Origin of the sequence: Blastococcus saxobsidens, from assembly GCF_010682065.1 — a bacterium.
Lineage (GTDB): Bacteria > Actinomycetota > Actinomycetes > Mycobacteriales > Geodermatophilaceae > Blastococcus > Blastococcus saxobsidens_B.
Genome location: NZ_JAAGWG010000030.1, coordinates 19,816 through 43,430 on the forward strand (window position 1 = coordinate 19,816; position 23,615 = coordinate 43,430).

The 23,615-nt window shown below is 69.6% G+C and carries 17 protein-coding genes and 1 pseudogene; 4 read left to right on the forward strand and 14 right to left on the reverse strand.

Going from position 1 to position 23,615, the window contains the following annotated elements:
* Window positions 1-12: 12 nt before the first annotated feature.
* The 9 genes from GCU60_RS16430 to GCU60_RS16470 all read right to left on the reverse strand — a co-directional run bounded on the left by GCU60_RS16430 (window position 13) and on the right by GCU60_RS16470 (window position 9,922).
* A complete protein-coding gene (locus GCU60_RS16430; protein WP_239521323.1) occupies window positions 13-1,224 on the reverse strand; it encodes an NAD(P)-binding protein in 1,212 nt (403 codons plus the stop codon).
* Window positions 1,221-2,162 (reverse strand): cyclase family protein, encoded by a 942-nt coding sequence (locus tag GCU60_RS16435; RefSeq protein WP_116451733.1) that lies wholly within the window; start codon window positions 2,160-2,162, stop codon window positions 1,221-1,223. The genes GCU60_RS16430 and GCU60_RS16435 overlap by 4 nt, the downstream gene beginning before the upstream one ends.
* The gene (locus GCU60_RS16440; RefSeq protein ID WP_116451732.1) at window positions 2,159-2,455 is read right to left on the reverse strand and encodes a Dabb family protein; all 297 of its coding nucleotides are present in this window, start codon (window positions 2,453-2,455) and stop codon (window positions 2,159-2,161) included. Before GCU60_RS16440 ends, GCU60_RS16435 begins: the two co-directional genes overlap by 4 nt.
* 215 nt (window positions 2,456-2,670) lie before the next feature.
* A complete protein-coding gene (locus tag GCU60_RS21700) occupies window positions 2,671-3,162 on the reverse strand; it encodes a (2Fe-2S)-binding protein (RefSeq protein WP_277394610.1) in 492 nt (163 codons plus the stop codon).
* Window positions 3,159-4,112, reverse strand: a complete 954-nt coding sequence (locus GCU60_RS16450; RefSeq protein WP_116451731.1) for an FAD binding domain-containing protein — start codon at window positions 4,110-4,112, stop codon at window positions 3,159-3,161. The genes GCU60_RS21700 and GCU60_RS16450 overlap by 4 nt, the downstream gene beginning before the upstream one ends.
* Before the next feature lie 132 nt (window positions 4,113-4,244).
* Window positions 4,245-5,471, reverse strand: a complete 1,227-nt coding sequence (locus tag GCU60_RS21705; protein WP_163207194.1) for a helix-turn-helix domain-containing protein — start codon at window positions 5,469-5,471, stop codon at window positions 4,245-4,247.
* A 25-nt stretch (window positions 5,472-5,496) separates the two neighbouring features.
* Window positions 5,497-6,372 (reverse strand): NAD(P)H-binding protein, encoded by an 876-nt coding sequence (locus GCU60_RS16460; protein ID WP_163207196.1) that lies wholly within the window; start codon window positions 6,370-6,372, stop codon window positions 5,497-5,499.
* The gene (locus GCU60_RS21710; protein ID WP_163207198.1) at window positions 6,369-8,477 is read right to left on the reverse strand and encodes an NAD(P)-binding protein; all 2,109 of its coding nucleotides are present in this window, start codon (window positions 8,475-8,477) and stop codon (window positions 6,369-6,371) included. Before GCU60_RS21710 ends, GCU60_RS16460 begins: the two co-directional genes overlap by 4 nt.
* Window positions 8,478-8,596: 119 nt before the next feature.
* Entirely contained in the window at window positions 8,597-9,922 is a 1,326-nt protein-coding gene (locus tag GCU60_RS16470; RefSeq protein WP_163207200.1) for an FAD-dependent oxidoreductase, read from the reverse strand.
* Between the two features lie 402 nt (window positions 9,923-10,324).
* Here GCU60_RS16470 and GCU60_RS16475 point away from each other — a divergent pair, with 402 nt between their 5' ends.
* Both GCU60_RS16475 and GCU60_RS16480 read left to right on the forward strand, forming a co-directional pair.
* A complete protein-coding gene (locus tag GCU60_RS16475) occupies window positions 10,325-12,757 on the forward strand; it encodes a xanthine dehydrogenase family protein molybdopterin-binding subunit (protein WP_163207202.1) in 2,433 nt (810 codons plus the stop codon).
* A gap of 175 nt (window positions 12,758-12,932) precedes the next feature.
* On the forward strand, window positions 12,933-13,952 hold the full coding sequence (locus tag GCU60_RS16480) for a glutathione S-transferase family protein (protein ID WP_163207204.1): 1,020 nt from the start codon (window positions 12,933-12,935) through the stop codon (window positions 13,950-13,952).
* 155 nt (window positions 13,953-14,107) lie between these two features.
* On the opposite strand, the pseudogene GCU60_RS20500 reads toward GCU60_RS16480, so the two are convergent.
* The 4 genes and pseudogenes from GCU60_RS20500 to GCU60_RS16500 form a co-directional block, all read right to left on the reverse strand.
* A pseudogene (locus GCU60_RS20500) lies at window positions 14,108-15,058 on the reverse strand (ABC transporter permease); the annotation flags it as partial.
* On the reverse strand, window positions 15,055-16,617 hold the full coding sequence (locus tag GCU60_RS16490) for a sugar ABC transporter ATP-binding protein (RefSeq protein WP_163207208.1): 1,563 nt from the start codon (window positions 16,615-16,617) through the stop codon (window positions 15,055-15,057). The pseudogene GCU60_RS20500 and the gene GCU60_RS16490, both read right to left, overlap by 4 nt.
* Complete coding sequence (locus GCU60_RS16495) at window positions 16,614-17,792, reverse strand: sugar ABC transporter substrate-binding protein (RefSeq protein ID WP_163207210.1); 1,179 nt, start codon at window positions 17,790-17,792, stop codon at window positions 16,614-16,616. The genes GCU60_RS16490 and GCU60_RS16495 overlap by 4 nt, the downstream gene beginning before the upstream one ends.
* A gap of 291 nt (window positions 17,793-18,083) precedes the next feature.
* The gene (locus tag GCU60_RS16500) at window positions 18,084-19,160 is read right to left on the reverse strand and encodes an alpha/beta hydrolase family protein (protein ID WP_345770648.1); all 1,077 of its coding nucleotides are present in this window, start codon (window positions 19,158-19,160) and stop codon (window positions 18,084-18,086) included.
* Between the two features lie 513 nt (window positions 19,161-19,673).
* Between GCU60_RS16500 and moaA the strand changes: the two genes are divergently transcribed.
* A complete protein-coding gene (gene moaA, locus GCU60_RS16505; protein ID WP_345770649.1) occupies window positions 19,674-20,720 on the forward strand; it encodes a GTP 3',8-cyclase MoaA in 1,047 nt (348 codons plus the stop codon).
* 66 nt (window positions 20,721-20,786) lie between these two features.
* Here the strand turns inward: moaA and GCU60_RS16510 are convergent, their stop codons facing one another.
* Entirely contained in the window at window positions 20,787-22,082 is a 1,296-nt protein-coding gene (locus GCU60_RS16510; protein ID WP_204262192.1) for an FAD-dependent oxidoreductase, read from the reverse strand.
* 596 nt (window positions 22,083-22,678) lie between these two features.
* Between GCU60_RS16510 and GCU60_RS16515 the strand changes: the two genes are divergently transcribed.
* Window positions 22,679-23,602, forward strand: coding sequence for an AAA family ATPase (locus tag GCU60_RS16515; protein WP_239521324.1), 924 nt, complete (start codon window positions 22,679-22,681; stop codon window positions 23,600-23,602).
* Window positions 23,603-23,615: the final 13 nt, after the last annotated feature.

Sequence of the window (23,615 nt, forward strand, 5' to 3'; positions counted from 1 at the left end):
GGGGGGCCGCGGTCAGACCGTGGTGACTGCCGGGAGGCCGAACCGGTAGGCCGGATCGCCGGGCGGGAAGGGGCCGCCGTGCTGCAGGACCTCCGCCATGCGGCGGACCTTTCGCAGGTACGCGCGCCCGACGGCCAGCTGGTGAGTCTCCCAGCGGCTGAGGGCACCGTCGAGGTCGTCTCCGGCACCGGTGAGCGCGTCCACGAGCGCCCAGGCGTCGGCGCAGGCCTTCGCCCCGCCGGCGGCGGCGTGCGGGCGCGGGGTGATCGCCGCGTCGCCGATGAGGAGGCAGCGTCCGATCCGCATGCGCGGCACCTCCGCATCGGCGATCACGGTGACGAAGGGCTCACGAGCTGCCAGCAGCAGCTCCGCGAACATGTCGTCCAGCCGATGGCGTGCGGACTCCTCGAACCCGGCGAGCACGTCGGGGTGCAGGTCGTGGTGGTGGACCGACGTGGGCCGCCGCACACCGTTGCGGTCGGTCATCAGCGCGTCGAGCTCCGGCCCCGCCGCCACGTTCCTGTACCACTGGTAGTTCAGCCCCCGCCTGACCCGACCCTCCGCGTCGACGACCGGGATCGGATAGGCGATGAGATGGCCGTCCTCGAGCAACCCGTACGAGAAGGCATCGTCGAAGAAGTCCAGGGTCCGTGAGGACAACGCGTCGAGCTCCGCCACACCGCGCCAGGTCACGTACCCCGCGTACTCGGGCGTCACCCCGGTCAACTGGCGGCGACCTGCGGATGCGCCACCGTCGGCCAGCACGACCAGATCCGCCCGTGCCACCTCTCCACTGCTGAAGAAGAGCTCGACCTGGTCGCCGTCATCCACCACCCGCTCCAGGTTGCAGGAGAAGTGGTAGCGCTCCCGGCCGAAGTGGCCGAGGAGACGGTGGTAGAGCGCGTTGTAGGACGTGAAGCGCCAGCCGACGTCGGTCTGCCCGATCATCGCTCCGCTCGCGGCGTTCACGTACTTCACCGAGGACGAGGGCACGCTGATGTCGTCGAGGGTCGTGCCGGTCCGCTCCAGGAGGAACCGGACCAGCTCCGGCTGGACGACGATCCCGGTGCCGAGACCGGACAGCGGCCCCGGGGACCGCTCGTACACGTCGACCTCGTAACCGGCGTCGCGGAGCAGCCCGGCCGCCGTCAGTCCTGCGATCGAGCCCCCGACGACGGCGATGCGCGTGTCGCCGGGGCGCCCGGTCATCGGGGCGGCGGTCATGCCGGGTCGACGAGCGGCATCGCCAGCGGCCGCAACGGCGCACCGCTGGCACCGCGGAGGCGGATGGGTGCGGCGATGAAGGCGCACTCCCGGACACCGTCCCGCGCCAGGGCCTCGAGATCGATAAGCTCGATCATCGGGACACCCGCCTCGGCGAGGAAGTGGCAATGGCCGGGCAGCCAGTTGTCCTCCTGCTCGGACGGTCCGACTTCGACGCATTCCTGGTCAGCGGCGACGGCGGCGATCTTCTGCTGCGTCAGCCAGCGGGCCGCGTCGAGCCCCACTCCGGGCGGATTGCCCAGCACCTTGCTGCCGTCCGGCCAGAACGCCATGCGCCCGGTGCGGATGAGTGCGACGTCGCCGGCCTGCAGTTCGGTGCCGGCCTGCTCGAGGCATGCCTGGAGGTCCTCGACCGTGATCGCGTACGACGGCTCCAGGCACTCGACGCCCTTGAGACCGGCGACGTCGAACAGCACGCCTCGGGTGACGATCGGCGGGATCTGCTCCGCGCCGCCACGGGTCCAGTGGCGGCTGCCGAGGTGCTCGTCGACCTTGAAGTTGTTGTAGATGGCTCCGTCGACACCGAAGTGGTTGAGGGCGTCGATGTGCGTGCCCGTGTGGGTGTACATGAACACGACGTCGCCCGAGTAGCAGACGTGCCGGTTCACCTCGGCCCCGACACCGTTCAGGTTGTCGACGACAGTTCCCTGCGGGGTGTGGCTCATGAACAGCTGGTAGGCCGGGTCACCCGCGGCCTGGAAGCTCGGCATGCCGACGAAGTAGTCGATGCTGAGGTCGTAGACACGGCGCCCGTCCGCGCGCGCGAGCACCTCCGCCGAGCGGACCGGGTCCAGGTAGTTCAGGGCACCGAGCTGGTCGTCGGGACCCCACGGGCTCGTCGCGACCTGGATGTCCGCGCGAGGCTGCGTCGCCGTCACGGGGTGACCTTCTCGAAGTCGACGACCGCGCGAGCCGCGAGCTTGGGCAGCAGCTTCCCGACCACCTCGGCGTGGAAGGGGTCGACCGAGTACTCCTCCAGGCCGTTCCAGTCGTCGAAGTCGTTGATGAGGACGCCGTCCCACGGCGTGCCGTTGTCGCCGGGGTCGCCGGTGTGCTTGCCGAGCTCCCAGCTGCGGATGCTGCTCATGCCCTTGAGCGTGTTCAGCAGGTCGATGACCTCATCGGGGTCGTTGCCTTCGGCGACCTGCCACATGAAAACGTGCCGGATCATGCTGCACTCCTCGGGGATTCGCTACGCCGCCATCACTTGGCGGTGGACGAAGTCTGCGAGGGCCTGCCGCTGCCTTCTATTGCATCCGCCACACAACTCCGGCCGCGCTTGTCCGAATCGCGAAAGTCACGTCGTCGCGGAAATGACGAAGCGGGGCCGGTCCCCGGACGTCCCGGAGACCGACCCCGCCGTGGGGATCAGACGATGGCTCCTGGTCAGGCCGTGCCGGCCCGCTCGTCCTCCTGCGGTTCGGCGAGAGCCTGGCTGACGGCCTCCACGATCTGCTGATAGCCCGTGCACCGGCAGATGTTCCCGGAGATCGCGTCGCGGATCTCGTCGTCGGAGAGCTGCTTCCCCTCGTCCACGACGGGCTGCAACGTCATCAGGAAACCTGGGGTGCAGAACCCGCACTGCAGTCCGTGACACTCGTTGAACGCACGCTGCAGCCTGTTGAGCTGACCGCCCTGGGCGAGGCTCTCGACCGTCCGCACGCTGTGCCCATCGGCCTGGACCGCGAGCATCACGCAGGAGCGCACCGGTTCACCGTCGAACAGCACCGTGCATGCGCCGCAGACACCGTGCTCGCAGCCCACGTGCGTGCCGGTCAGCCGCAGCTCGTGTCGGATGAAGTCCGACAACAACATCCGCGGTTCGACCGCACGCTGGTAGCGGTCGCCGTTGACCTCGAGCTCGATCTCCCGCTTCACGCGATCCTCGCCTTCGCCTTGTCGGCTGCCGTCATGACGGCGCGGAAGGTCATCTCCCGGATGACCTCGCGCCGGTAGTCCGGGTCGCCGTGCACGTTGCCCAGGGGGCTGATGTCCGTCGTTGCCACTGCTGCCGCCTCCCGCGCGGCCCTTTCCGAGAAGGTGCCGCTCTCGAGCACTGCCGCTGCAGCGCGCGACTCCTCCGGTCGCATCCCGGCCCCGAGCAGGCCGACCCGTGCCGAACGGCACACGCCGTCGGGGCCGAGGTGGACGATCGCAGCGGCCCCGCCGATTGCGTAGTCGCCGTGCCGGCGGGCGAACTCCTGGAAAGAGGAACCGACGGCCGTGCCGGGTTCCACCGCACGATCCGGGATGATCACCTCGCTGATGATCTCGTCCGGCTCGAGGCTGGTCGTGAAGATCGAGACGAAGAGGTCGTCGACCCCGATCTCCCGTCGTCCACGCGTGGAGCGGGCGACGACCCGCGCGTCACTCATCAGCAGCACCACCGGGACCTCTGCAGCGGGGTCCGCGTGCGCGGTCGTGCCGCCGATCGTTCCCCGGTTGCGGATCTGGGGGTGGGCGACGTAGCCCATCGCTTCGCTCAGCAGCGGATGCCGGTCTGCCACGAGCGGGTCGCCGGCCACCGTGCTGTGCCGCACCAGCGCACCCAGCCTCAGCTGCCCGTCCTCGGCCCGGATCTGTCCGAGTCCGTCGACACCGTTCAGGTCGATCAGCAGGGACGGCGCCGCGAACCGGAGGTTGAGCAGAGGGATCAGGCTCTGACCGCCTGCCAGGAGCTTCGCGTCCTCGCCACCCTCCGCGAGCAGCCGGGCTGCGTCCTCCACCGTGGACGGCGCCTCGTAATCGAACAACGGGGGCTTCACGACCGCGTCACTGGTCCCGTTCCATGGCGCACGCACTCTCGGACATGGCGGCCTCCTCCTCACCAGCCCGCAGCGACGGCACCTCGATGGGATGCCGTGTGCGGAATGGCTTCCACACTGCCCGGACCAACCCGCCGATGTCTCTGCGCTCTCTCACAATTGGCGAGCATCGGCTGCCCGGATTCCGCAGAGGAATCACAGCGGAGCAGGACCGAGGACCTGGTCCTCCAGTGTTGCCAGGTCCGTCCGCTCGTCCTCCTGCAGCAGGACGTACATGCGCAGTGCGATCGAGAGTTCGTCCCTCGCGGTGGCGATCGACCGCTCCAGCACCTTCTCCGCGGACCGGAGGCGATAGGCCACCGTACGTTCGTGCACGCCGATGATCGAGGCCGTCGCTGCGGCGTTCTGCCCGCTGGCGAAGTAGGCGCGCAGGGTCTCCCGCAGGACCTTGGCGCGCTCGTCCTTGCCGTACAGCGGCCCCAGCTGTTCGACGATGAAGTCACGGACCGCTGGTAGATCCCGCAGCACCAGAGCCTCCAAGGCGATCGTGCTGTAACGGGTCAGCGGCTGCGGGTGGATCCGTGCGACCCGGTAGGCCTGCCAGGCCTGACGGTAGGTCCGCTGCATCCCCTCGACGTCGTTCGCGTACTGGCCGACCGCTAGGTGCGTCTCCCGCGGCACCTCGACTGCACTGAGGTCGCTGTCGTCGGTCGTCCTGGTGCTCGGCCGACCCAGCCACCCGACGACCGTGCCGGCCGCTCCGGAGACGCTCAGTGACTGCCAGCCGAGCGCGGTGGCGGCCTTCTTGATGGTCGCTTCCGGTTCCGCGCCCCAGGCGATCACGCCCAGGTGCCGGCCACGCATGGCGTATCCGAGAGCGGCCTCGTCGACGGGGATGCCGGCGAGGAGATCCCGGACCAGAGCACGGCGCTTGCGGTCACGCCCCTGCATGTAGAACGCGTGGTACTCCCGCTGGTAGGCCTCGATGATCGAAGCCGTGACCCGGTCGTTCCAGGCGAAGTGGTACTGGCTCACATGCCGCAGGACGGGTAGCCGCCGTGCGGAGTCGGGGATCAGTTCGTCCGCGACCTCCAGGATGCAGTCCCAGGTCAGGGCCTGGCCGACCCGGGACGTGCGCAGGAGGGCATGGAGGTCGACGTCGGCCTGGGCCGCGAGCCGAGCCTCCCGGAGGCGCGTGTCGGACGCCTGCTCGGGCGGAGGTCGCTCCTCCGTCATGCCGTCGAGGATGTCCCGGACCGAGGTCGTGATCGTCTCGCTCTCCGCGGCCCTGAGGACGGGATCGTCGCGCAGGTAGAACTCCGGGATCTCCTCGCGCAATCGCCGCGCGATCTTCGTGGCGAGCGCGGGTAGTCGTTCCCGGACCCCGTCAGCCAGGGTGCGCAGGTCGTCCTCGAGTGTCACGCGCTGAAGCCTACGAGTGTCTCGCTCACTCGTTCCTCACGTCGCTGGACGGCCACAGCTCTGCTGCGTGCTCCGCCAGGAAAGCGTCGATGTGGCGTGGCCGGCCACCGGTCACCCGCTCGACCTCACCCGTCACGGTGGCGGTGTGCCCCCCGACGATGCTCTCGGCGATCCGTGTCATGTAGGCGACGGACGCCTCGTCGAGCCCATCGGTGCGCATGCGCTTCTCGGCCTCGGAGAGGCTCTCCTCGATGGCCCTGACGCAGCCGCCGGCGGCTGCGGCGATGCGCTCGGCGACCTGGGCCAGCGTCAGGCCCTCGGGACCGGTGAGCTCGAGCGCGGTGCCCGCCCACCCACCGGTGACGAGCGCCTCCGCTGCGACCGCGGCGATGTCGCGAGCGTCGATCCACGCGATGGCCGACCCACCCGTCGTCATCACGATGATCCGGTCGTTCCGGATCATGGGCCCGAAGAAGTCCTCGTCGACGATGTCCTGCATGAACCAGTTCGGGCGCAGGATCGTCCACTCCAGGCCGCTGACCTCCACCGCCCGCTCGACGCGACGTTCGCTGATGTCCTCGGACCGCGTGTCGGCGGCGCACTCGGAGAGGAGCACGAGCCGACGCGCGCCGGCGACCTCCATGGCGATCAGGAAATCGGCGACGGCCTCGACGACATCGCCCGAGTGCGGCTTCACGAGGTACACGCCGTCCACTCCGTCGAGCGCAGGAACCCAGGTCGACTCGTCATGCCAGTCGAATCGGGCGGTTTCCACCTTCTCGAGGAGGAGCCGTGCGGGGTTGCGCGAGGCTGCGCGGACGGTGGCGCCCCGGGTCACGAGTGCGGCCACCACGTGGCGGCCCGTCGTGCCGCCGGCGCCGGTGACCAGGATCCGACTCACCGTCGTCGGTCCTCCAGGACCAGCCGCAGCGGCTCGCGCGCGTAGGGAAGTGCGACCGCGGGGTCGGGCGACTCGAACTCGCGCGCCAGTCGGTGACCTTCGAACATCGACTCGGCGATCGGGCGCGGCGACAGCGCGTCCCCGATGCGGTGGACGGCTTCGATGCCCACTGCGGCGAGCGTCTCGCGGTCACTGACGAGCTCCTGGTACAGATCGTCCAGCGGTGCCCGCATCGTCACCAGGACGAGAGCGTCCGTCTCCAACGAGAAGGGCTCCTCGAACTCGCCCACCCCGAGGACCCGTCCCTGATCGGCCACGGTCAGCGTGATCTCGCGGTGCATCGCCACGCCGCTGCTGTGCAGCGACGCCCGGATGGCCGGCCCGTCCAGGGTCAGGTCACCCTCGGCTGCCACCTGGGCATGGGGCGTGACGACGGAGACCGCGTAGCCCTCGTCGGCGAGGAGCTGGGCGATGCCGGCGCCCATGTAGACGCCCTCGGCGTCGTAGACCGTGACGTGGCTCCCCCCAGCGGGGCGCCGGCCCTCGACGAGCAGCTGCTCCGGCGTGAACACCCGGTCCGCCCCCTCGACGACCCCCTCCAGCGGTGCATGCGTACCGGGCGTGAGGCCCGTGCCCGACCAGCGAGCGCCCGTGGCCACGACCACGTGCGAGGCCCCGTAGTCGCGGACGTCCTCGGCGCTCAACCTGGTCGACGGGATGAACTGCAGGTTCGGGAGCTTCTCGATCTGGACCATCCGGTGGTCGATGAATCGTCCCCATTCCCGAAGTCCCGGCAGGTCGACGACCGACCGGAGATGCCCGCCGAGGTGCTCCGCGGCGTCCACGAGGTGCACCATCTCGGCCCCTCGCTTCGCCAGACCGATCGCCGCCTCCATGCCTGCCGGGCCGGCGCCCACCACCAGGACGCTCACGTCGGGGCGGGTGAGGGGTTCGAAGCGCTCCGGGTGCCACCCGCGCCGGTACTCCTCCCCCGCGGTGGCGTTCTGGGCGCAGGTCATGTTGCCCCGGTCGAGGCTGCTGATGCACTGGTTGATCCCCATGCACTCGCGGATGTCCTCGATGCGGCCTTCCTGGACCTTGCTCGGGAAGAAGGGATCCGCGATCGACTGACGGGCGGACCCGACGATGTCGATGACCCCGGAGCGCACCGCCTGCGCCATGAGGTCGGGGCTCGTCCACCGCGACACCCCCAGGACGGGCTTCTCCGTGGCGCGACGGATCCGCCCGAAGATCTCCATGTTCTGACCTTCGGGGATGACCCGCGAGGGACTGATGTCGCTCCCCCAGTCGAGGACCGACCCGACGTTCAGGTCCCAGAGGTCGACCAGCGGGTCAGCCATCCGGACCAGCTCCACGCTCTCGTCGAGGCTGTGCCCCCACGGACCCTGCGTCTCGATCGACAACCGGGTCGCGATGGCGCAGTCGGCACCCACGGCGTCGCGGACGCTACCGAGCGTCTCCAGCCAGAACCTCGCCCGATTCTCCAGCGATCCGCCGTAGCTGTCCGTGCGGTGGTTGTGGAAGGGCGACAGGAACTGCGCGAAGAGGTAGCCGTACCCCGCGAGCACGTCCACGATGTCGTAGCCCGCATCGCGAGCGCGCACCGCGGCGTCCACGAACGCCTGCTCGATCCGCTCGATGTCGTCCAGGTCCATGGCCTTCGGGGTCCCCGGCGGGCCGGCCGGCGGAGGGAGCTCGGGCGCCAGACCTGAGGGAGAGAGAGCGGGCTCACGGGAGATCCGACGCATCGCGTGAGCGCCACCGTGGTGGAGTTCGATGCTGGCCAGCGCGCCGTGGGCGTGGACGGAGTCCACCATCAGCTTGTGGCGACGAGCGTCCTCCTCGTCCCAGATGTCGCTCGAGTGCAACGGGAACTCGTCACTGCTCGGGCCGACACTGGAGAACTCCGTCGACACGGCCGCCCATCCCCCTTCGGCGCGGACCGCCCGGTACGCGGCCCACGTGGACGGGCGGAGAACCCCGTACGCGGTGCCGTGGGGGACGTTGTAGAAGCGGTTGCGGAGGGTCTTGGGGCCGATGGCGACCGGCTCGAAGAGGATCTCGTGATGATCAGCAGGTGGCACGATGCAGACCTCTCGTCGACACGTGGGCGCGCGGTCGTGGTGTGGGCCGTCGGATCAGTCGCCGGGCGCGGGGTGCCGCATCGCCGATACGTCGCCGAACGTCCGTGGACCCCGAATGCTCAGACGTGGGCCGCGACAGCAGGCCGTTCCGGGGAGATGCCCAGGACGCGGGTCACGGCGACGTCAGCGGTCTCCAGCGCTCCCTCGATGTAGCCGGGGAACTGCAGCGAGACGTCCGACCCGATGAAGTACACCTTGCCGTGCGGCTCACCGAGACCCTTGTGGATCCGGCTGAACTGACCGACGTACGGGGAAACCCAAGGGCCGCCGAACAGCGGATCGGCCGCCCAGTCGTGGTACTCGACGCCGTGCACGACTGCCTCGGGCACGTAGTGGTGGATCGCAGCGGCGACCGCTCCCAGATCGGTCGGATCGAATGACTCGGAGTCGGTGAAGGCGACCAGGAACCGTCCTCCGTCCGGGGTCGCCATGTAGTCGTACACGGTCGGGAAGACGCCGTCCCCGGTGCACGACAGCCCCTCGGGCACGCCCGTGACGTGGACGATCAGCTTGAGTCCCCTGCACGCATGCCCTCGGGCCACCTCATCAGCGCGGACCGATGGGAGCGGCGGGTCCAGCGTGATGTTCCGCCACGTGTTGAACGGTGTCGCGATCACCACGTGCGCAGCGCGGTGGTGCTCTCGTTCGCCGCCGCGCTCGACGACCACGTCGTAGGACCCGTCGTCCTGCCGGTCGACGGAGGTCACCCGCGCTCCGAGGACGACCTCCGGGACATCGGCGGCCATGGCGGACACCAGCTGGTTCATGCCGGCAGGGACGACTTCGTCGAGCGAGAGGACGACGCCGAGCACGCTGTACCCGTGGGAGGCGATCTGCTGGAGCGCCCACAGCGCCGAGGACCTCGAAGGATGCTGTCCCAGCATGTTCCAGCTCCAGGAGAGGACGAGCTGCCTGGCCACGGGTCCGAGCCCCAGCGTGTCGACGTAGTCGGTGAGCGGGATGTCGAGATCGTCGAGACCCTGGTTCTCCAGCCCTGCAGTGATGTCGATGCGATGAGCGTCGCGGAGCATCCGGTACAGGCCCGTCTCGACGGCTGTGGCCTCCTCCCCCGGGATGGGGAAGGCACTGTCGTGGTCGCCCGGTCCGAGGCGGTTGCGGAAGACGCTGACCTCCGGGGCTGGGGCGGTGGCCACCCCGTAGCGATCGAGCTCACCGGCCAACCGCGGGTGGTGGTGCCGCTCCAGGTAGGTACCGCCGATCTCGACCTGGATCTCGGGGAACAGCTGGGAGGCGCGGGTGTAGGCACGGCCGCCGAGGCGATCCCCGCCCTCGAAGAGGATCACGGAGGAGCCCGCTGCTGCGAGATCGCGCGCGGCCCGGAGGCCGGCGAACCCTCCACCGACAACGATGACGTCGTATGCCACTCGGTTCTCCTTCGAACAGGTGCAGCGGACCGCTGGTGTCAGCGAGGAACGGCGTCCCGGGCTCCCCCGCGCGGCGACTGCTGTGGAGTATCCGGACCCGCGCACCCTGCGGAATGTCTCGGATCAGCAGAAGTGACGGATCGGTTTGTCCATCCATGTACTCCGCTGGACCGCAGGCTCCACCGTTCGCGCCGGCCACGGAGGACGGGAGCCGGCGGAGTGGCCTACCTGGGCGGGCCCCCCGGGCGCACCGTTCGCCCGCCGTGCGGAGTCGGCGGGAGTTCACCCAGTTGTCGTCTGCGGGCAATCCAGCGACTCGACCTTCGGATTCCGAGCAAGGAGGCGCACTCCGGCGGCTCGATACTGTGCTCCACCCCACGAAGCGGAAGGTCGACACCCCGCATGACCGTCACCAGCTCCAGCCGTGCGCCAGAGGCCAAGCACGTCGGCGGCCGCACACCACGGATCGAGGACCGCCGTCTCCTGCGCGGCCAGGGCATCTTCGTCGACGACGTCGAGGTGGCCGGGGGCCTGTCGATGCGAGTCGTCCGCGCCACGATGGCCCACGCGAGGATCCTCGCGATCGACACGCAGGCGGCGCGGGCGCTACCGGGTGTCCGGCTGGTGCTGACCGGCGAGGACGTCCGCCACCTCGGCCTGATCCCCATCGAGGAGATCGGTTACCACGAGATGTTTCCCCGGATCGACGAGTTCGGGCATCCCCTGCTCGCAGTGGACAAGGTGCTCTACGTGGGCCAGCCGGTGGCCGCCGTCATCGCCGAGGACCCGTACCTGGCCGAGGACGCGGCCGAGCTCGTGAGCGTCGACTACGAGGAGCTCCCGGTCCTCCTCGACCCGGTCGAGGCGGCGACGTCGAGCACGCACCTCCTCCCGGGAGGGAACGAGCCGGCGAGGTTCCTCAAGCAGTACGGTGACGTCGACGCCGCCTTCGCGGAGGCGGCCCACGTGGTGTCCGGCGAGTTCGTGGTCGGTCGCCACACCGGGATCCCGATGGAGACCCGCGGCTGCATCGTCGAGCCGATCCCCGCTCGCAAGGAGCTGTGGATGTGGGGCCCTGTCCACGTGCACGACTCCCGCCGGGTCATGGCCAAGATGCTGGGAATGCCGCAGAGCAGCATGCGCATGCGCCACACGGACGTCGGCGGCAACTTCGGCGTCAAGGGCGGTGCCTTCCCGGAGTACGTCCTCGTGGCGCATGCCGCTCAGCTCCTCGGGCGGCCGGTGAAGTGGATCGAGGACCGGGTCGAGCACATGGTCGGCATCGCGCACGCGCGGGAACAGGTCCACCGCATCTCGGGCGCCTTCGACGCCGAGGGCAGGATCCTCGCGCTCCGCGACGAGGTCTGGCACAACCACGGTGCATTCATGCGCCAGGCCGAGCCCCTGGTCAGCGACATCACGGCCGGCATGATCATCGGCCCCTACCGGGTTCCCGCGTACGACGTGGATCTGCACGCCGTGCTGACGAACAAGACACCCTTGGCCGCCTACCGGGCACCGGGCCGCTTCGAAGGGACCTTCGCCCGCGAACGGCTCCTCGACCTCGCCGCTTCCGAGATCGGCATGGACCCCGTGGAGCTCCGGCTCCGCAATCTCCTGACTGCCGCCGACCTCCCCTACGAGCCGGGCATCGAGATCGCGTTCGAGCCTTACTCGTTCAACTCCGGGGACGTGCTCGACCACGTGCAGAAGGCGCTCGTGGCTGCCGACTTCGATGCCTGGCGCGCCGAGGCGGAGGAGCTGCGGGCCCAGGGGCGCCTCGTCGGCAACGGTGTCGGGCTGCTCATGGACAAGGCTGGTCTCGGCCTGTACGAGACCGGATCGGTCGAGGTGGACGAGACCGGACGCGTCCGCGTGCTGACGGGCGCCTCGAACGTGGGCCAGGGCGTGGAGACCATCCTGGCCCAGATCGTCGCCGACCAGCTCGGCATCGAGCCGGACATCATCGACGTGCTTCACGGCGACACGGACCTCATCCCGGACGGCGTCGGTTCCTGGTCGAGCCGGTCCACCGTCCTGGCCGGTGGCGCCGCCCGCCTCGCCGCGATCAAGACGCGCGACAAGGCGCTCGAGCTCGCCAGCGAGATGCTCGAGGTCGACGTCTCCGACCTCGAGCTGCGCGACGGGAAGGTCCAGGTGGTGGGGACACCGGGAATGTCCCTGACCTTGACCGAGATCGCGCAGCGATTCGACAACTACTCCGCCCGGCTGGCCGGCAAGGAGCCCGGGCTCGGTGCCGACGCCGTCTACCTCGACGACCACATGAACTACCCCTACGGGATCACGCTGGTGCAGATGGAGGTGGACCCGACCACGGGCAGCCACACGATCCGGAAGTTCTTCGTCAGCACGGAGGCCGGCAAGGTGATCAACCGGCTCACCACCGAGGGGCAGATCATCGGCGCCGCGGCGCAGGGCATCGGGGGCGCCCTCTTCGAGGAGTTCCTGTACGACGAGGCCGGTCAGCCGCTGGCGACGTCGTTCATGGACTATCTGCTCCCCACCGCTGACGTCATGCCACGCGTCGACTACTTCATCACCGAGGACGCACCGACTCCCAACAACCCGTTCGGTGCCAAGGGACTCGGGGAGGTCGGGCTCATCGCGGTCGGTGCTGCCGTCGCCGGCGCCATCGACGACGCGCTCGGTGGCGAGTTCCGCGTGCGACGGGTGCCCGTGCACCCCCAAGCCCTCTTCGGGATGGCTCGTGACGCCGTGGCCGGCCGGGAGCAGGCGGCCGCGCAGGAGGGTGCGTCATCCGACACCAGCGCGCTCGACATCCACCTCGGGGAATCCCCCACCGCCGGGGACTGAGCGGGTCGTCTCCCGGACGGTGCTGGCCGGCCGTGGCACGGGCCGCCCAGCGACGTTTCGTCACCCCGAAAATCGATCGCCAGCGAGGTCCAGGCAAGGCGCGAAGCCTCTGCCGAACCCGGCGATCGAGCTCCACCCCAGTGTGCGGACCACGAGGCGACAGGGCGGGACCAGCATGAGCGATGACCAGGCCGGGCATGCCGGCACTGACCAGCAGGAATTCCGGCGCGCCTCCAACTACATCACCGACCGGATCACGACCGACGGTTCAGGCCCGTGGCAGGTGGAGCCCGGTCGGTACCGGCTGGTCGTCGCGCGGGCGTGCCCCTGGGCGAACCGGGCCATCATCGTGCGCCGGCTGCTCGGCCTGGAGGACGCGATCTCGATGGCGACGTGCGGGCCCACGCACGACGAGCGCAGCTGGACGTTCGACCTCGAACCCGACCGGCGCGACCCGGTCCTGGGGTACGAGCGGCTCCAGGAGGCGTACCTCGCCCGCTTCCCGGACTACGACAAGGGCATCACGGTGCCGGCGCTCGTCGATGTCCCCTCGGGATCCGTGGCGACCAACGACTTCGCGCAGATGACGCTCGACTTCGCCACTGAGTGGGCGGCGCACCACCGCGACGGGGCTCCGGATCTCTATCCGGAGCCGCTCAGGGACGAGATGGATTCGGTGATGGAGCGCATCTACACCGACGTCAACAACGGTGTCTACCGATGCGGCTTCGCCCGGTCGCAGGAGGCCTACGAGCGGGCGTACGAGCGCCTCTTCGGCACCTTGGACTGGCTGTCGGACCGGTTGAGCACCCGACGTTTCCTCATGGGCGGATCGATCACCGAGGCCGACGTCCGACTGTTCACCACCCTCGTCCGCTTCGACGCCGTGTACCACGGCCACTTCAAGTGCAACCGGCACAAGCTGACCGAGATGCCGGTGCTCTGGGCCTACGCCCGTGACCTCTTCCAGCTGCCCGGGTTCGGCGACACCGTCGACTTCACCGAGTCGAAGCAGCATTTCTACGTCGTGCACGCGCACATCAACCCGACGCGGATCGTCCCCCGCGGGCCGGACCTGACCGGTTGGCTGACGGCCCACGGTCGCGAAGCCCTCGGGGGTTCCCCGTTCGGTGACGGCACCGCCCCGGGACCGCTCGCACCTCGCGAGGCGTTGCCGGCCGGGCACGGCGTCTGACGAGGCCGGTGCCCGCCGTCCGTGAAGGCACGATCGGCGGGCACCGGAGCGTGAGCCGTGCGTCCGGTGTCGCGGGTCAGGTGGTCCGACGCCGGTACAGGGCAGCTGCGAGCGCGACGCCGATGATCAGCGCCCCCCCCGTTGACGTAGTCGTTCACGTAGCGCGGCATCCCGGCCAGGTTCAGTCCATTGTTGAGGACCGCCAGGAAGAAGATCGCGATGATCGTCCCCCAGACGTTGAAGCGACCGGGACGGACCGCGGCAGCGCTCAGGAACGCGGCAGCGAGCGCCGGCAGCGTGAAGTTGATCCCCACGTTGGGCGAGGCTCCGCCGGCACGAGCGACGTAGAGCAGGCCGGCGACCGCGCACAGCGTGCTGCTCGCCACCAGGGCGATCCCGCGGATCAGGTCCGTCCGGAGACCGACCAGCTTGGCCGCTTCACTGTTCGAGCCCACCGCGTAGATCGCGCGCCCGAACGACGTGTGCGCCAGGACGAAGTACACGATGCCCGCGATGACGATCAGGGTCACGAAGATGAACGGGACGCCGGCCAGCAGTCCCGTGCCGAACGACGTGAGCGTTGCCGGGATGTCGCTGGCCAGAGCCAGGCCGCCGGTCCTCTGCAGGATGACCCCGGCGAGGATCGTGGACATGCCGAGCGTGGTGATGACGCCGCTCACGTGAGCGCGCGTCACCAGCAGCGCGTTGATCGATCCGACGACCAGGCCGATGGCCACGGCGAGCAGGACCCCCACCAGCACGCTTCCGTCATCGGACAGGTATGCCGCGACGAAGATCGCCGACACCCCCGCCACCGCGCCGACCGAGAGGTCGAACTCCTGCACCAGCAGAGGCAGTAGCGCACCAATGGCGATGACTCCGATGACCGCCTGGCTGGCCACCAGGATGCGCATGTTGGCCGCGGTCGGGAACGTCGACGAGGTCTCCGGCCAGAACGTGAAGAACAGCGCTATGACCACCAACATGACCAACAACGCGTAGGCCTCGAGGAATGAGGCCAGGCGTCGCTTGGTCGGGCGTCCGCTCGGCGCGGCGGTGTCCACCACGGAAGGCTCCTGAGGGCTGGTGTCGACGGTCTGGGTCATGCTGACTTCTCCTGTTGGTACACGGCATCGTTGAGCAGGTCTTCGGTGATAGGGCCATCGAGCCGACGGACCACGCGGCCCTTGCTGACCACGATCGCCCGGTGGCAGAGCTGAGCGAGCTCGGCGAAGTCGGACGACGCCACGAGCACCGCCATCCCGCTCAGTGCGGCGCGGCGGACGAGGGCATAGATCTCGTTGCGCGCCCCGATGTCGACGCCTTGTGTCGGTTCGTCCAGAAGGAGTACCCGGGGCTCGCGCTGTAGCCAGCGGGCGAGAACGACCTTCTGCTGATTGCCACCCGAGAGTGCTGTGAGAGGCGCGGCGGCGGAAGGCGCCTTGACGCCGAACGTGCTGATCAGACGGCTAGCGATCCCCCGCTCGCGACGGGAGGGCATGTACCCCGCGGTGGAGTACGCCTCGAGCCGGGCGATCGACAGGTTCTCGGCGATGCTCAAGTCGGGAAATGCCGCCTCCGCCAACCGGCTCTCGGGCACGAACGCTATTCCTCGCCGCATCGCCCCCCGTACGTCGTCCGGTCTGAGGGAGCGTCCCCCAAGGTCGACGCTGAGCTCCGGCCTCGGCAGGACGCCGAAGAGCTGCTTGAGCATCCGGGAACGCCCCGAGCCCAGGAGGCCGGCCAATCCGACGATCTCGCCGGGCCGGAGGCAAACCGCCTCCAGCCCGTCCGCCGTCCGGGCGGTGAGGACTGGCGCATCGGAGTCGACGGTCGGGGGCTTCGACTCCGAGACAGTCACCACCGACAGCCGTGCTCCGGTGATGCCCTCGACGAGGGCGTCATGGGTGATCTCGCCGCCGGAGAGCACCGAGGCGACCCGCCCGTTGCGCAGGACGGTCACCTCGTCGGCGATCGCGGTCACCTCCTCGAGCCGGTGGGAGACGTAGACGATCGTCTGGCCCGCTGCCGCATAGCGACGCAACGCGTCGAGAAGGACCTCCACCTCGTGCTTGGGCAGGCTGGCCGTCGGTTCATCGAGGATCAGCACGCCGTGCCCGCCGGCCTGATCCTGGTCCTGCAGAGCCCGCGCGATGGCGACCATCATCTGGTTGGCAGCGCTGAGGCGGACCACCGCCGCGTCGGGTGAGACGGAGATTTCGAACCGGTCGAGCACTGCCTGAGCCCGGTCGCGCTGGGCTCGCCACGCAATGCTTCCCACCCGCGTCTGCTCGAATCCCCGCCCGAGGGCAAGGTTCTCCGCCACTGTCAGGTCGGGAAACGTGGAGTTCTGCTGGTGCACGAAGTGAAGGCCGGCAGCCTTGGCCCGTGCAGGGGTGTGCGAGCGCGCGTCGGTCCACTCCCCTGACAGGAAGAGCCGCCCGTCCTCCGGGGTGACCACCCCGGCGAGCACCTTGATGAACGTCGACTTGCCTGAGCCGTTGCCGCCCATCAGCGCGTGGATGCGGCCGGCGCTGACGCTGACGTTCACGTCGTCGAGCGCCTTGGTGGCACCGTAGGTCTTGGTGACCCCAGTGCTCGCCAGCGCCAGACCACCGTTGCTCGAACCGGCGGTCCCCGCCGGAGTGGTCAACCCGTCGGTCATCCCTGCCAGACCTCCGTGTACGCCGGGCGGTAGTCGATGGGGCTGGCGTAGGAGCCACTCTCCGGCAGGTTGTCCCCGTCGTAGAAGCCCAGGCTGTCCCCGGAGGGGCTGATCTCGGCACCGGCCAGGAAGCGGTTCACCAGGTCGGCACCGGCCCAGGTCTCGTAGCCGTAGTCGATGCCGTATCCGGCGTCCTGCCCCTGGTCCTTTCGGACCAGCTCGATGTTGGGCTCGAAGCCGGTGCCCGCGACCACCGCGAGGTCGTTCGATCGACCCGAGGCCATCACCGCGGCCGCGCCACCCGCCGTCATGAGGTCGTCGTAGGACACGGCGAGCCCGTTGGCATCCGGATTGCGCAGCAGCGCCTGCTCGACCTTCGCCTGCAGCTCCGGGCCGAGCGCTGCAGCGGAGTTCTCGATCGTCTGTACGATCTCGCACGTCGAGCATTCCTCCATACGCTCGACGAATCCCTCGTGCAGGGCCGCGGTCACATAGAGGTCGGGCACGGAGATTTCGATGACGCGGGCATTACCGCCCGTCTCGGCGATGAGGTAGTCGGCCTGCGCGGCGCCCAGCGCCCGGCCCCACTCGATGAAGTCGCCGTCGGCGAACTCGAGGTTGTGGGTGAACAAACTCGGAGCGCCGTCCTCGACGTCGCTGCAGTCAGCCCCCTCCTGCGAGATGACCGGGATGCCGGCGGCCTTGGCCTCCTCCAGCGCGGTGCGGGCAACCGGGCAGTCGATGGCGAACAGCCAGATGACGTCGGCCTGTGCGGCGATGGCCTGCCGGATGCCCTCCTGGAACTTGGTCGGGTTGAACTCGCCGTCGTAGATGCTGAGCTCCCAGCCCATGATCCCGGCGATCTCTTCCGCGTTCTCGGCGACGTGGGCGCCGGTGGGTGCCTGGGTACCGACGTTCACCATCGCGACCCGGGCCCCGCGGACGGCTGCCGGTCCCTCGCTCGGCGGCTCCTCGTACGTCTCGCCGGCGAGCCGGGCCTCGATCCGTTCCTGGGCCTCCTGGACCACCTGTGCGGCCTCCTCGTTGACGGGCTCGCCGTCGGAGCCACCGCCAGCGGTTGACTCGCTGCTGCACGCGGTCAGCGCCAGCGCGGCCGACGCCGCCACCACGGACGTCGCCCAACGACGACGCGGTCCCACCCCGGTCACCCTCATGTCAGCTCTCCTTCTCGCGGCGGTCACTCGGTCCGTGACCTCGTTGGCGAGAAGCGTGCAGGCGCACCGATGTGTCGAAGTACACAGCAGGCGACAAGGGCGGGAGGCTTTTCTTCCGATCCCGCAGGCGGGCAGTCGCAGCGCGGACGCCGAGGGCAGCACCGGCCTCGGCGGACAGCGCTCTCCGCGAGTAATGAGCTCCCCTGCCGCCGTTCAGGCCAGACATGCCGAAACGCCGCTGCCCTCCACCGGCGGACCGGTGGAGGGCAGCAGCGCAGCGAAGAGGTGGTGTCAGGCGCGCGGCTTGAGCTGCTCCTCCAGCCAGTCGATCATCTCGAAGCGGGGGCGCGGCCCGAGGTTGTGGCAGCAGTGGTCACCGTGGGGCTCGATGACGATGGTCAGCGGTGCGTCGACAGCCAACTGCTTGACCACGTCGACCTCGCTCACCGGGACCTCGTCATGCATGCCGTGCTGGATGTACGTCGGGACGCGGAGCTTGTGGAGCTCCGACCGGACGTCCATGAGCCTCATGACCCGCTCGCGTGCCTCCTCGTGCGTGGACGAGGCGGTCACGTACTTCCAGCTCTCCTTCGTCATCGGCGTCTCGTCGTCGTAGGAGTCCATGTCGGCGAAGCCACCCCAGGAGATGCAGGCGACGAAGCGCTGGTCGAGGGCGGCGCTGCGCAGCGCGTAGTGCCCGCCGAGGCTGCGGCCGACAACCCCGATCCGTGAGGCGTCGATCTCGGGGAGTTTCTCGGCGTAGTCGACGACCGCGGAGGTGTAGCGCTCGTAGTCACCGCGCAGCGGGACCTCGGGGAACATCTCGCCCTGCCCCGGCCCGTCGAAGGTGACCGTGGCGATGCCCCGAGCGAGGAGCTGCTGCTCGAACTGGTAGCTCTCCTCCTTCGTGGACTCCAGACCGCCGAGCAGGACCGCAGTCGGGTACGGGCCGCTTCCGGACGCGGGCACTCGGACGTAACCAGGAACGGTGGCACCGTCCACAGTCAGCTCGAAGCGCTCAGCCTGCGGGTTGAGCAGTGGGGCGGCACGGCGGTAGAGCTCCACCTTGCGCTCCTGGCCGACACGACGACGGTCGTCGAACCAAAGGAATTGCGCGTACTGCGCCGCGAGCGAGCCGAGGACGAAGTACTCGCCGGCAGTGATCGTGTGACCGGCAGCCTGCGCCTGCTCGCCCAGCCGCTCGTAGTTCGCGGCCGTCTCCATCCAGTGGTCGAACCACGTCACGGACGGGTCGCGGTCACGGGCGCTCACCAGATCGGCGTACGGCACGCCGTCCAGGATGAGGCGCCCCCAGTTGAGCATCTCCTGCTCCGGCTGCAGCGCAGCAGTACCGCTGTTGTTGGTCACGAGAGCCCTCTCCAGAAAACGTGTCGCCACAGGTGGTGTCACGCGGCACCGTCCCGGCTGGCGCGCTGTGTGTCGGCAGGGCGTCACCGGATCCGAGGCGTGTCTCCAGCAGTATCGCGAGCTCCACGGCCGCGAAGCCTTGCCCTGGACCGACAAAGGGAACCGACTAGCTGCGGAATCCGAGCAGGACCTGATCGACACGGACCGATAGAGGCGACGGCGTACCAGCCGCCACGGCTCACGCGACCCGGAGGACCGCCACCCGCTCCCGCCGCAGGGCGTTGGCCGACGACGACTCTCCTCGTCGGTCCACCGCTCCTCATCCTGGTATACGACCGCACCGCGTCATCTCCCGGCGGGTTGACGGATCACCGCAACTTCCCCGACCCGCTGACGGGATTCTGCCTACTCACGAGCCGGGCGCTCGCTGGAGACTGGTGTGTACCCCTGCTCACGCCTCGAGAGAACGGTGGGACCCGTGGAATTCGGGCACGATGTCATCGTCGATGTGCCGTGACGTTGCCTCAGCCCGTGGTGCGCCGTGCCGTCGCGGCGCCCGAGCCGGGAATCGGTGGGCTGGTGGACCGGCACGGTCGCGTCGCGACGGACCTGCGCGTCTCGCTGACCGACCGCTGCAACCTCCGGTGCACCTACTGCATGCCGCCCGAGGGTCTCGACTGGCTGCCGAAGGTCGAGGTGCTGACCGACGAGGAGATCGTGCGCCTGGTGCGCATCGGGGTGGAGCAGCTCGGCATCGAGGAGGTCCGGTTCACCGGCGGCGAGCCGCTGCTGCGGCCCGGCCTGGTCGGCATCGTCGCCGGGGCCACCGCCCTGACGCCGCGCCCCGAGGTCAGCCTGACGACGAACGCGATCGGCCTGGCCCGGGTCGCGCCGGCGCTGGCAGGGGCCGGGCTCGACCGGATCAACGTCAGCCTGGACACCGTAGACCGCGACCGGTTCAAGCAGCTCACCCACCGTGACCGGTTCGACGACGTCGTCGCCGGGCTCGCGGCCGCCTCCGCGGCCGGGCTGACCCCCGTGAAGGTGAACGCCGTCCTGCTGCGCGGCATGAACGAGGAGGACGCCGTCCCCCTGCTGGACTTCTGCCTCGAGCACGGCTACCAGCTGCGGTTCATCGAGCAGATGCCGCTGGACGCCCACCACGCTTGGACCCGCGGCGAGATGGTCACCGCGGAGGACATCCTCGAGCGGCTGTCGGCCGCGCACACGCTCACCCCGGACACCGAGGCCCGCGGCTCGGCTCCGGCCGAGCGCTGGCTGGTCGACGGCGGACCGGCGACGGTCGGCGTCATCGCCTCGGTGACCCGCTCGTTCTGCGGCAGCTGCGACCGGACGCGCCTCACCGCCGACGGTCAGATCCGCAACTGCCTGTTCGCCCGCGAGGAGTCCGACCTGCGGACGCCGATGCGCGAGGGCGCCTCCGACCAGGAGATCGCCGACCGCTGGCGGATCGCCACCCTGGGGAAGCTTCCCGGCCACGGCATCGACGACCCGAGCTTCCTCCAGCCGGCGCGGCCGATGTCGGCCATCGGCGGCTGATCGCCCGAGAGATGAGCCCGTGAGCGGAGGACGTCGCTGCGGAACGCCGCAACCGGCCGCCGCGGCTCAGACCCAGGTCGTCGGATCGAGGCGACTCAGTGCGCCGACGACCGAGCCCGGCGTCCGACCGTCGTTCTCCGCTCGCTCCTTGCTGATCATGGCGTGCTTCACCACCTGGCCGCCCAGGAACCGGAACGGTTCGGGCGGCAGCCAGCCGCGCGGCGGTTGCGTGAAGGCGCAGTTCGACCATTCGTCGTCCTCGCCGAGCACCAGACTGGCGAGGATCCGACCTCCCATGCGGCTGGGGCCCACACCGTCACCGGAGTAGCCGGTGCCGAACCACACCCGGCTACGACCGGGCAGCTGCCGGAAGTAGGGCAACGACGTGAGGGTGTACTCGACCGGCGCCCGCCAGGTCGCGGCGAAGTCCTCCCCGGCCAGCGCTGGGAGGAGGCGGTCGAACTCACGCCGGATGATCGCGTCGCGTCTGACCGGCCCGAACATCGACCGTGCTCCGTGCTGACGGAATCCGAGCCCCACCCCTCCCTTGCCGAAGACCACGCGCCCGTCCCGAGTGGTGCGCCAGTAGTTCAGCATCCGGGTCGAGTCGCTGACGCCCAGTCCCGGGTCTCCCGCGCCGGCGAGCAGCTCGGCAGGCAGCGGACGGGTGATGGCGTTGTCGCTGGCGCTCATCACCATGGTCCGTCGGACGTGGGCGAAGGCACTCATCCAGGCGTTGATCGCCAGCACGACCGCACCGGCCTCGACCCGCCCGTGCGGAGTGACGACGTGGGTGCGGTTGCCCCGCTCCTCCGTGGCCCTCATCGGGGTGTGCTCGTAGATTCGGACCCCGTACCGCTCGACCGCCACCCGACGCAGGCCCCGGACGAGCAGTGCCGGCTGAAGAGTCGCCGACGTCGGGTCCAGAACCCCTCCACGCAGCGCCGTGCTTCCCAGGGCTCGGGCGGTATCACCGTCGAGGACCCGGAAGGGAGTACCGTCGAGCCCTTCGACCAGGTTCAGCGATTCGGTCCACGCGCCGTCCTGGGCAGGAGAACTCGACGCCCACAACCAGCCCCGTCGTTCGATGTGGGCCTCGATGCCGTGGTCCCGGCAGAACCCGATGACGTCCTCGACGGCATTGCTCGACTGCTGAGCCAACCAGGTGGCCTCCGTCCGACCCGCCAGCGCCTCCAGAGAGGGAAACTTGGGCCAGAGGTTCATCAGCATGCCGGCGTTGGTGCCGCTGGCCCCGCTGCCGCACACCCCTGCCTCGACGAGGCAAACGTCCAGGTCCGGCCGTCTGATCTTGAGTTCCAGCGCCGTCCACAACCCGGTGTAACCGCCTCCGACGATGCACACGTCGGCGGTCGTCCGCCCTCTCAGGGCTGTTCCCTGCGTCGGAGGCTCCACGGCGAGCGCCTCCGCGAGCCACGGGCTCGGTCGGGTAACTGTCACGGAAGTTGCGTCCACCTTCGTCCCGTCTGTGATCGTGTGACCACGCAGCCGTCGTCCTGCAGCCAGGCGGTGCGCCCGAGCCAGTGTCCGGGCGGCTCTGCCGGCGGCCACAGTGCACTTGCCGCAGATTCGACGGCCACGTCTTGCGGAAGGCGCACAACTGCCCCGGCCCAGCCAGGAGAGTCCTCATCCCATCCGGCCCGGAACGGTGCTGCCCCTTTCCCCGATTCGGCTGCGCACCGTAGCCGGCCGCTGGAGGGCGGCCCCCGCGACCGAGCCGGCGACGAACACCGAGCGGGCACGCCCGAGTGCGGGCCGCAGGCGAGCGTCTGTCGCCTCCGGAAAGCGACCGCTCGGCTTGCGCGGAATCCGCAGAGCGCTCGCGTCCGCTCTTGGGCAACCATTCGGTAACAGGGGCCTCGAATGGCATGCCGCGCGAGGACGGGCGATGCCGACCGATCGGCTGCCGCAGCGCCGGCTCGTACCGGAGTGAGGACTCGATGGACCGGACACACGACGTGGCGATGCAGGGTTCGTACGACGGGACCGACGCGCTGGCCGCACCGGAATCGATGGCGGCGGCGCTCGAGTCGACCGGATACCTCCCCGATGAGGGGTTGGCGACCGCGGCCTACCTGGCGCTGGTGATGCACCGGCCGCTGTTCCTGGAGGGCGAGGCGGGGGTGGGCAAGACCGCCCTGGCGCACGCGCTGGCCCAGGTCACCGGCCGGCCGCTCTACCGGTTGCAGTGCTACGAGGGGCTGGAGGCCAGCCAGGCGCTCTACGACTGGGACTTCGGCCGCCAGCTGCTGCACCTGCGCGCGGCCGAGGCCGCCCATGCCACCGAGGACACCGAGTCGCTGGAGGCCTCCCTCTACGACCGACGCTTCCTGCTGGCCCGGCCGCTGCTGCAGGCCCTGGAGGACTCGCCCAGCGTGCTGCTGGTCGACGAGGTGGACCGGGCCGACGACGAGTTCGAGGCCTTCCTGCTGGAGGTGCTGTCGGACTTCACCATCTCCATCCCCGAACTGGGCACCGTCCGGGCGACGACGCCGCCGCTGGTCGTTCTCACCTCCAACCGGACCCGCGAGGTGCACGACGCCCTCAAGCGCCGCTGCCTCTACCACTGGCTCCAGCACCCCGAGTTCGACCGCGAGGTGGCCATCCTGCGCCGTCGGCTGCCCCAGGTGACCGAGCAGCTGGCCCGCGAGGTCGCCCGGACGACGGCGCGGCTACGGACGTTCGACCTGCTCAAGCCACCCGGCATCGCCGAGTCGATGGACTGGGCCACCGCCTTGCACACCCTCGGCGCCCGTGACCTCGACCCCGACCTGGCCGCCCGCACGTTGGGTGCGGTTCTGAAGTATCGCGAGGACACCGAGCGAGTGCAGGCCATGGCGCCAGGAGCACTGTTCGGTGGCTGAAGGAGTCCGTCCC

Excerpts from the sequence above, each read along its gene's own strand:
- GCU60_RS16430 (WP_239521323.1), bottom strand. The coding sequence starts at position 1,224 with ATGACCGCCGCCCCGATGACCGGGCGCCCCGGCGACACGCGCATCGCC.
- GCU60_RS16440 (WP_116451732.1), bottom strand. The coding sequence starts at position 2,455 with ATGATCCGGCACGTTTTCATGTGGCAGGTCGCCGAAGGCAACGACCCC.
- GCU60_RS16475 (WP_163207202.1), top strand. The coding sequence starts at position 10,325 with ATGACCGTCACCAGCTCCAGCCGTGCGCCAGAGGCCAAGCACGTCGGC.
- GCU60_RS16480 (WP_163207204.1), top strand. The coding sequence starts at position 12,933 with ATGAGCGATGACCAGGCCGGGCATGCCGGCACTGACCAGCAGGAATTC.
- GCU60_RS16490 (WP_163207208.1), bottom strand. The coding sequence starts at position 16,617 with ATGACCGACGGGTTGACCACTCCGGCGGGGACCGCCGGTTCGAGCAAC.
- GCU60_RS16495 (WP_163207210.1), bottom strand. The coding sequence starts at position 17,792 with ATGAGGGTGACCGGGGTGGGACCGCGTCGTCGTTGGGCGACGTCCGTG.
- GCU60_RS16515 (WP_239521324.1), top strand. The coding sequence starts at position 22,679 with ATGGACCGGACACACGACGTGGCGATGCAGGGTTCGTACGACGGGACC.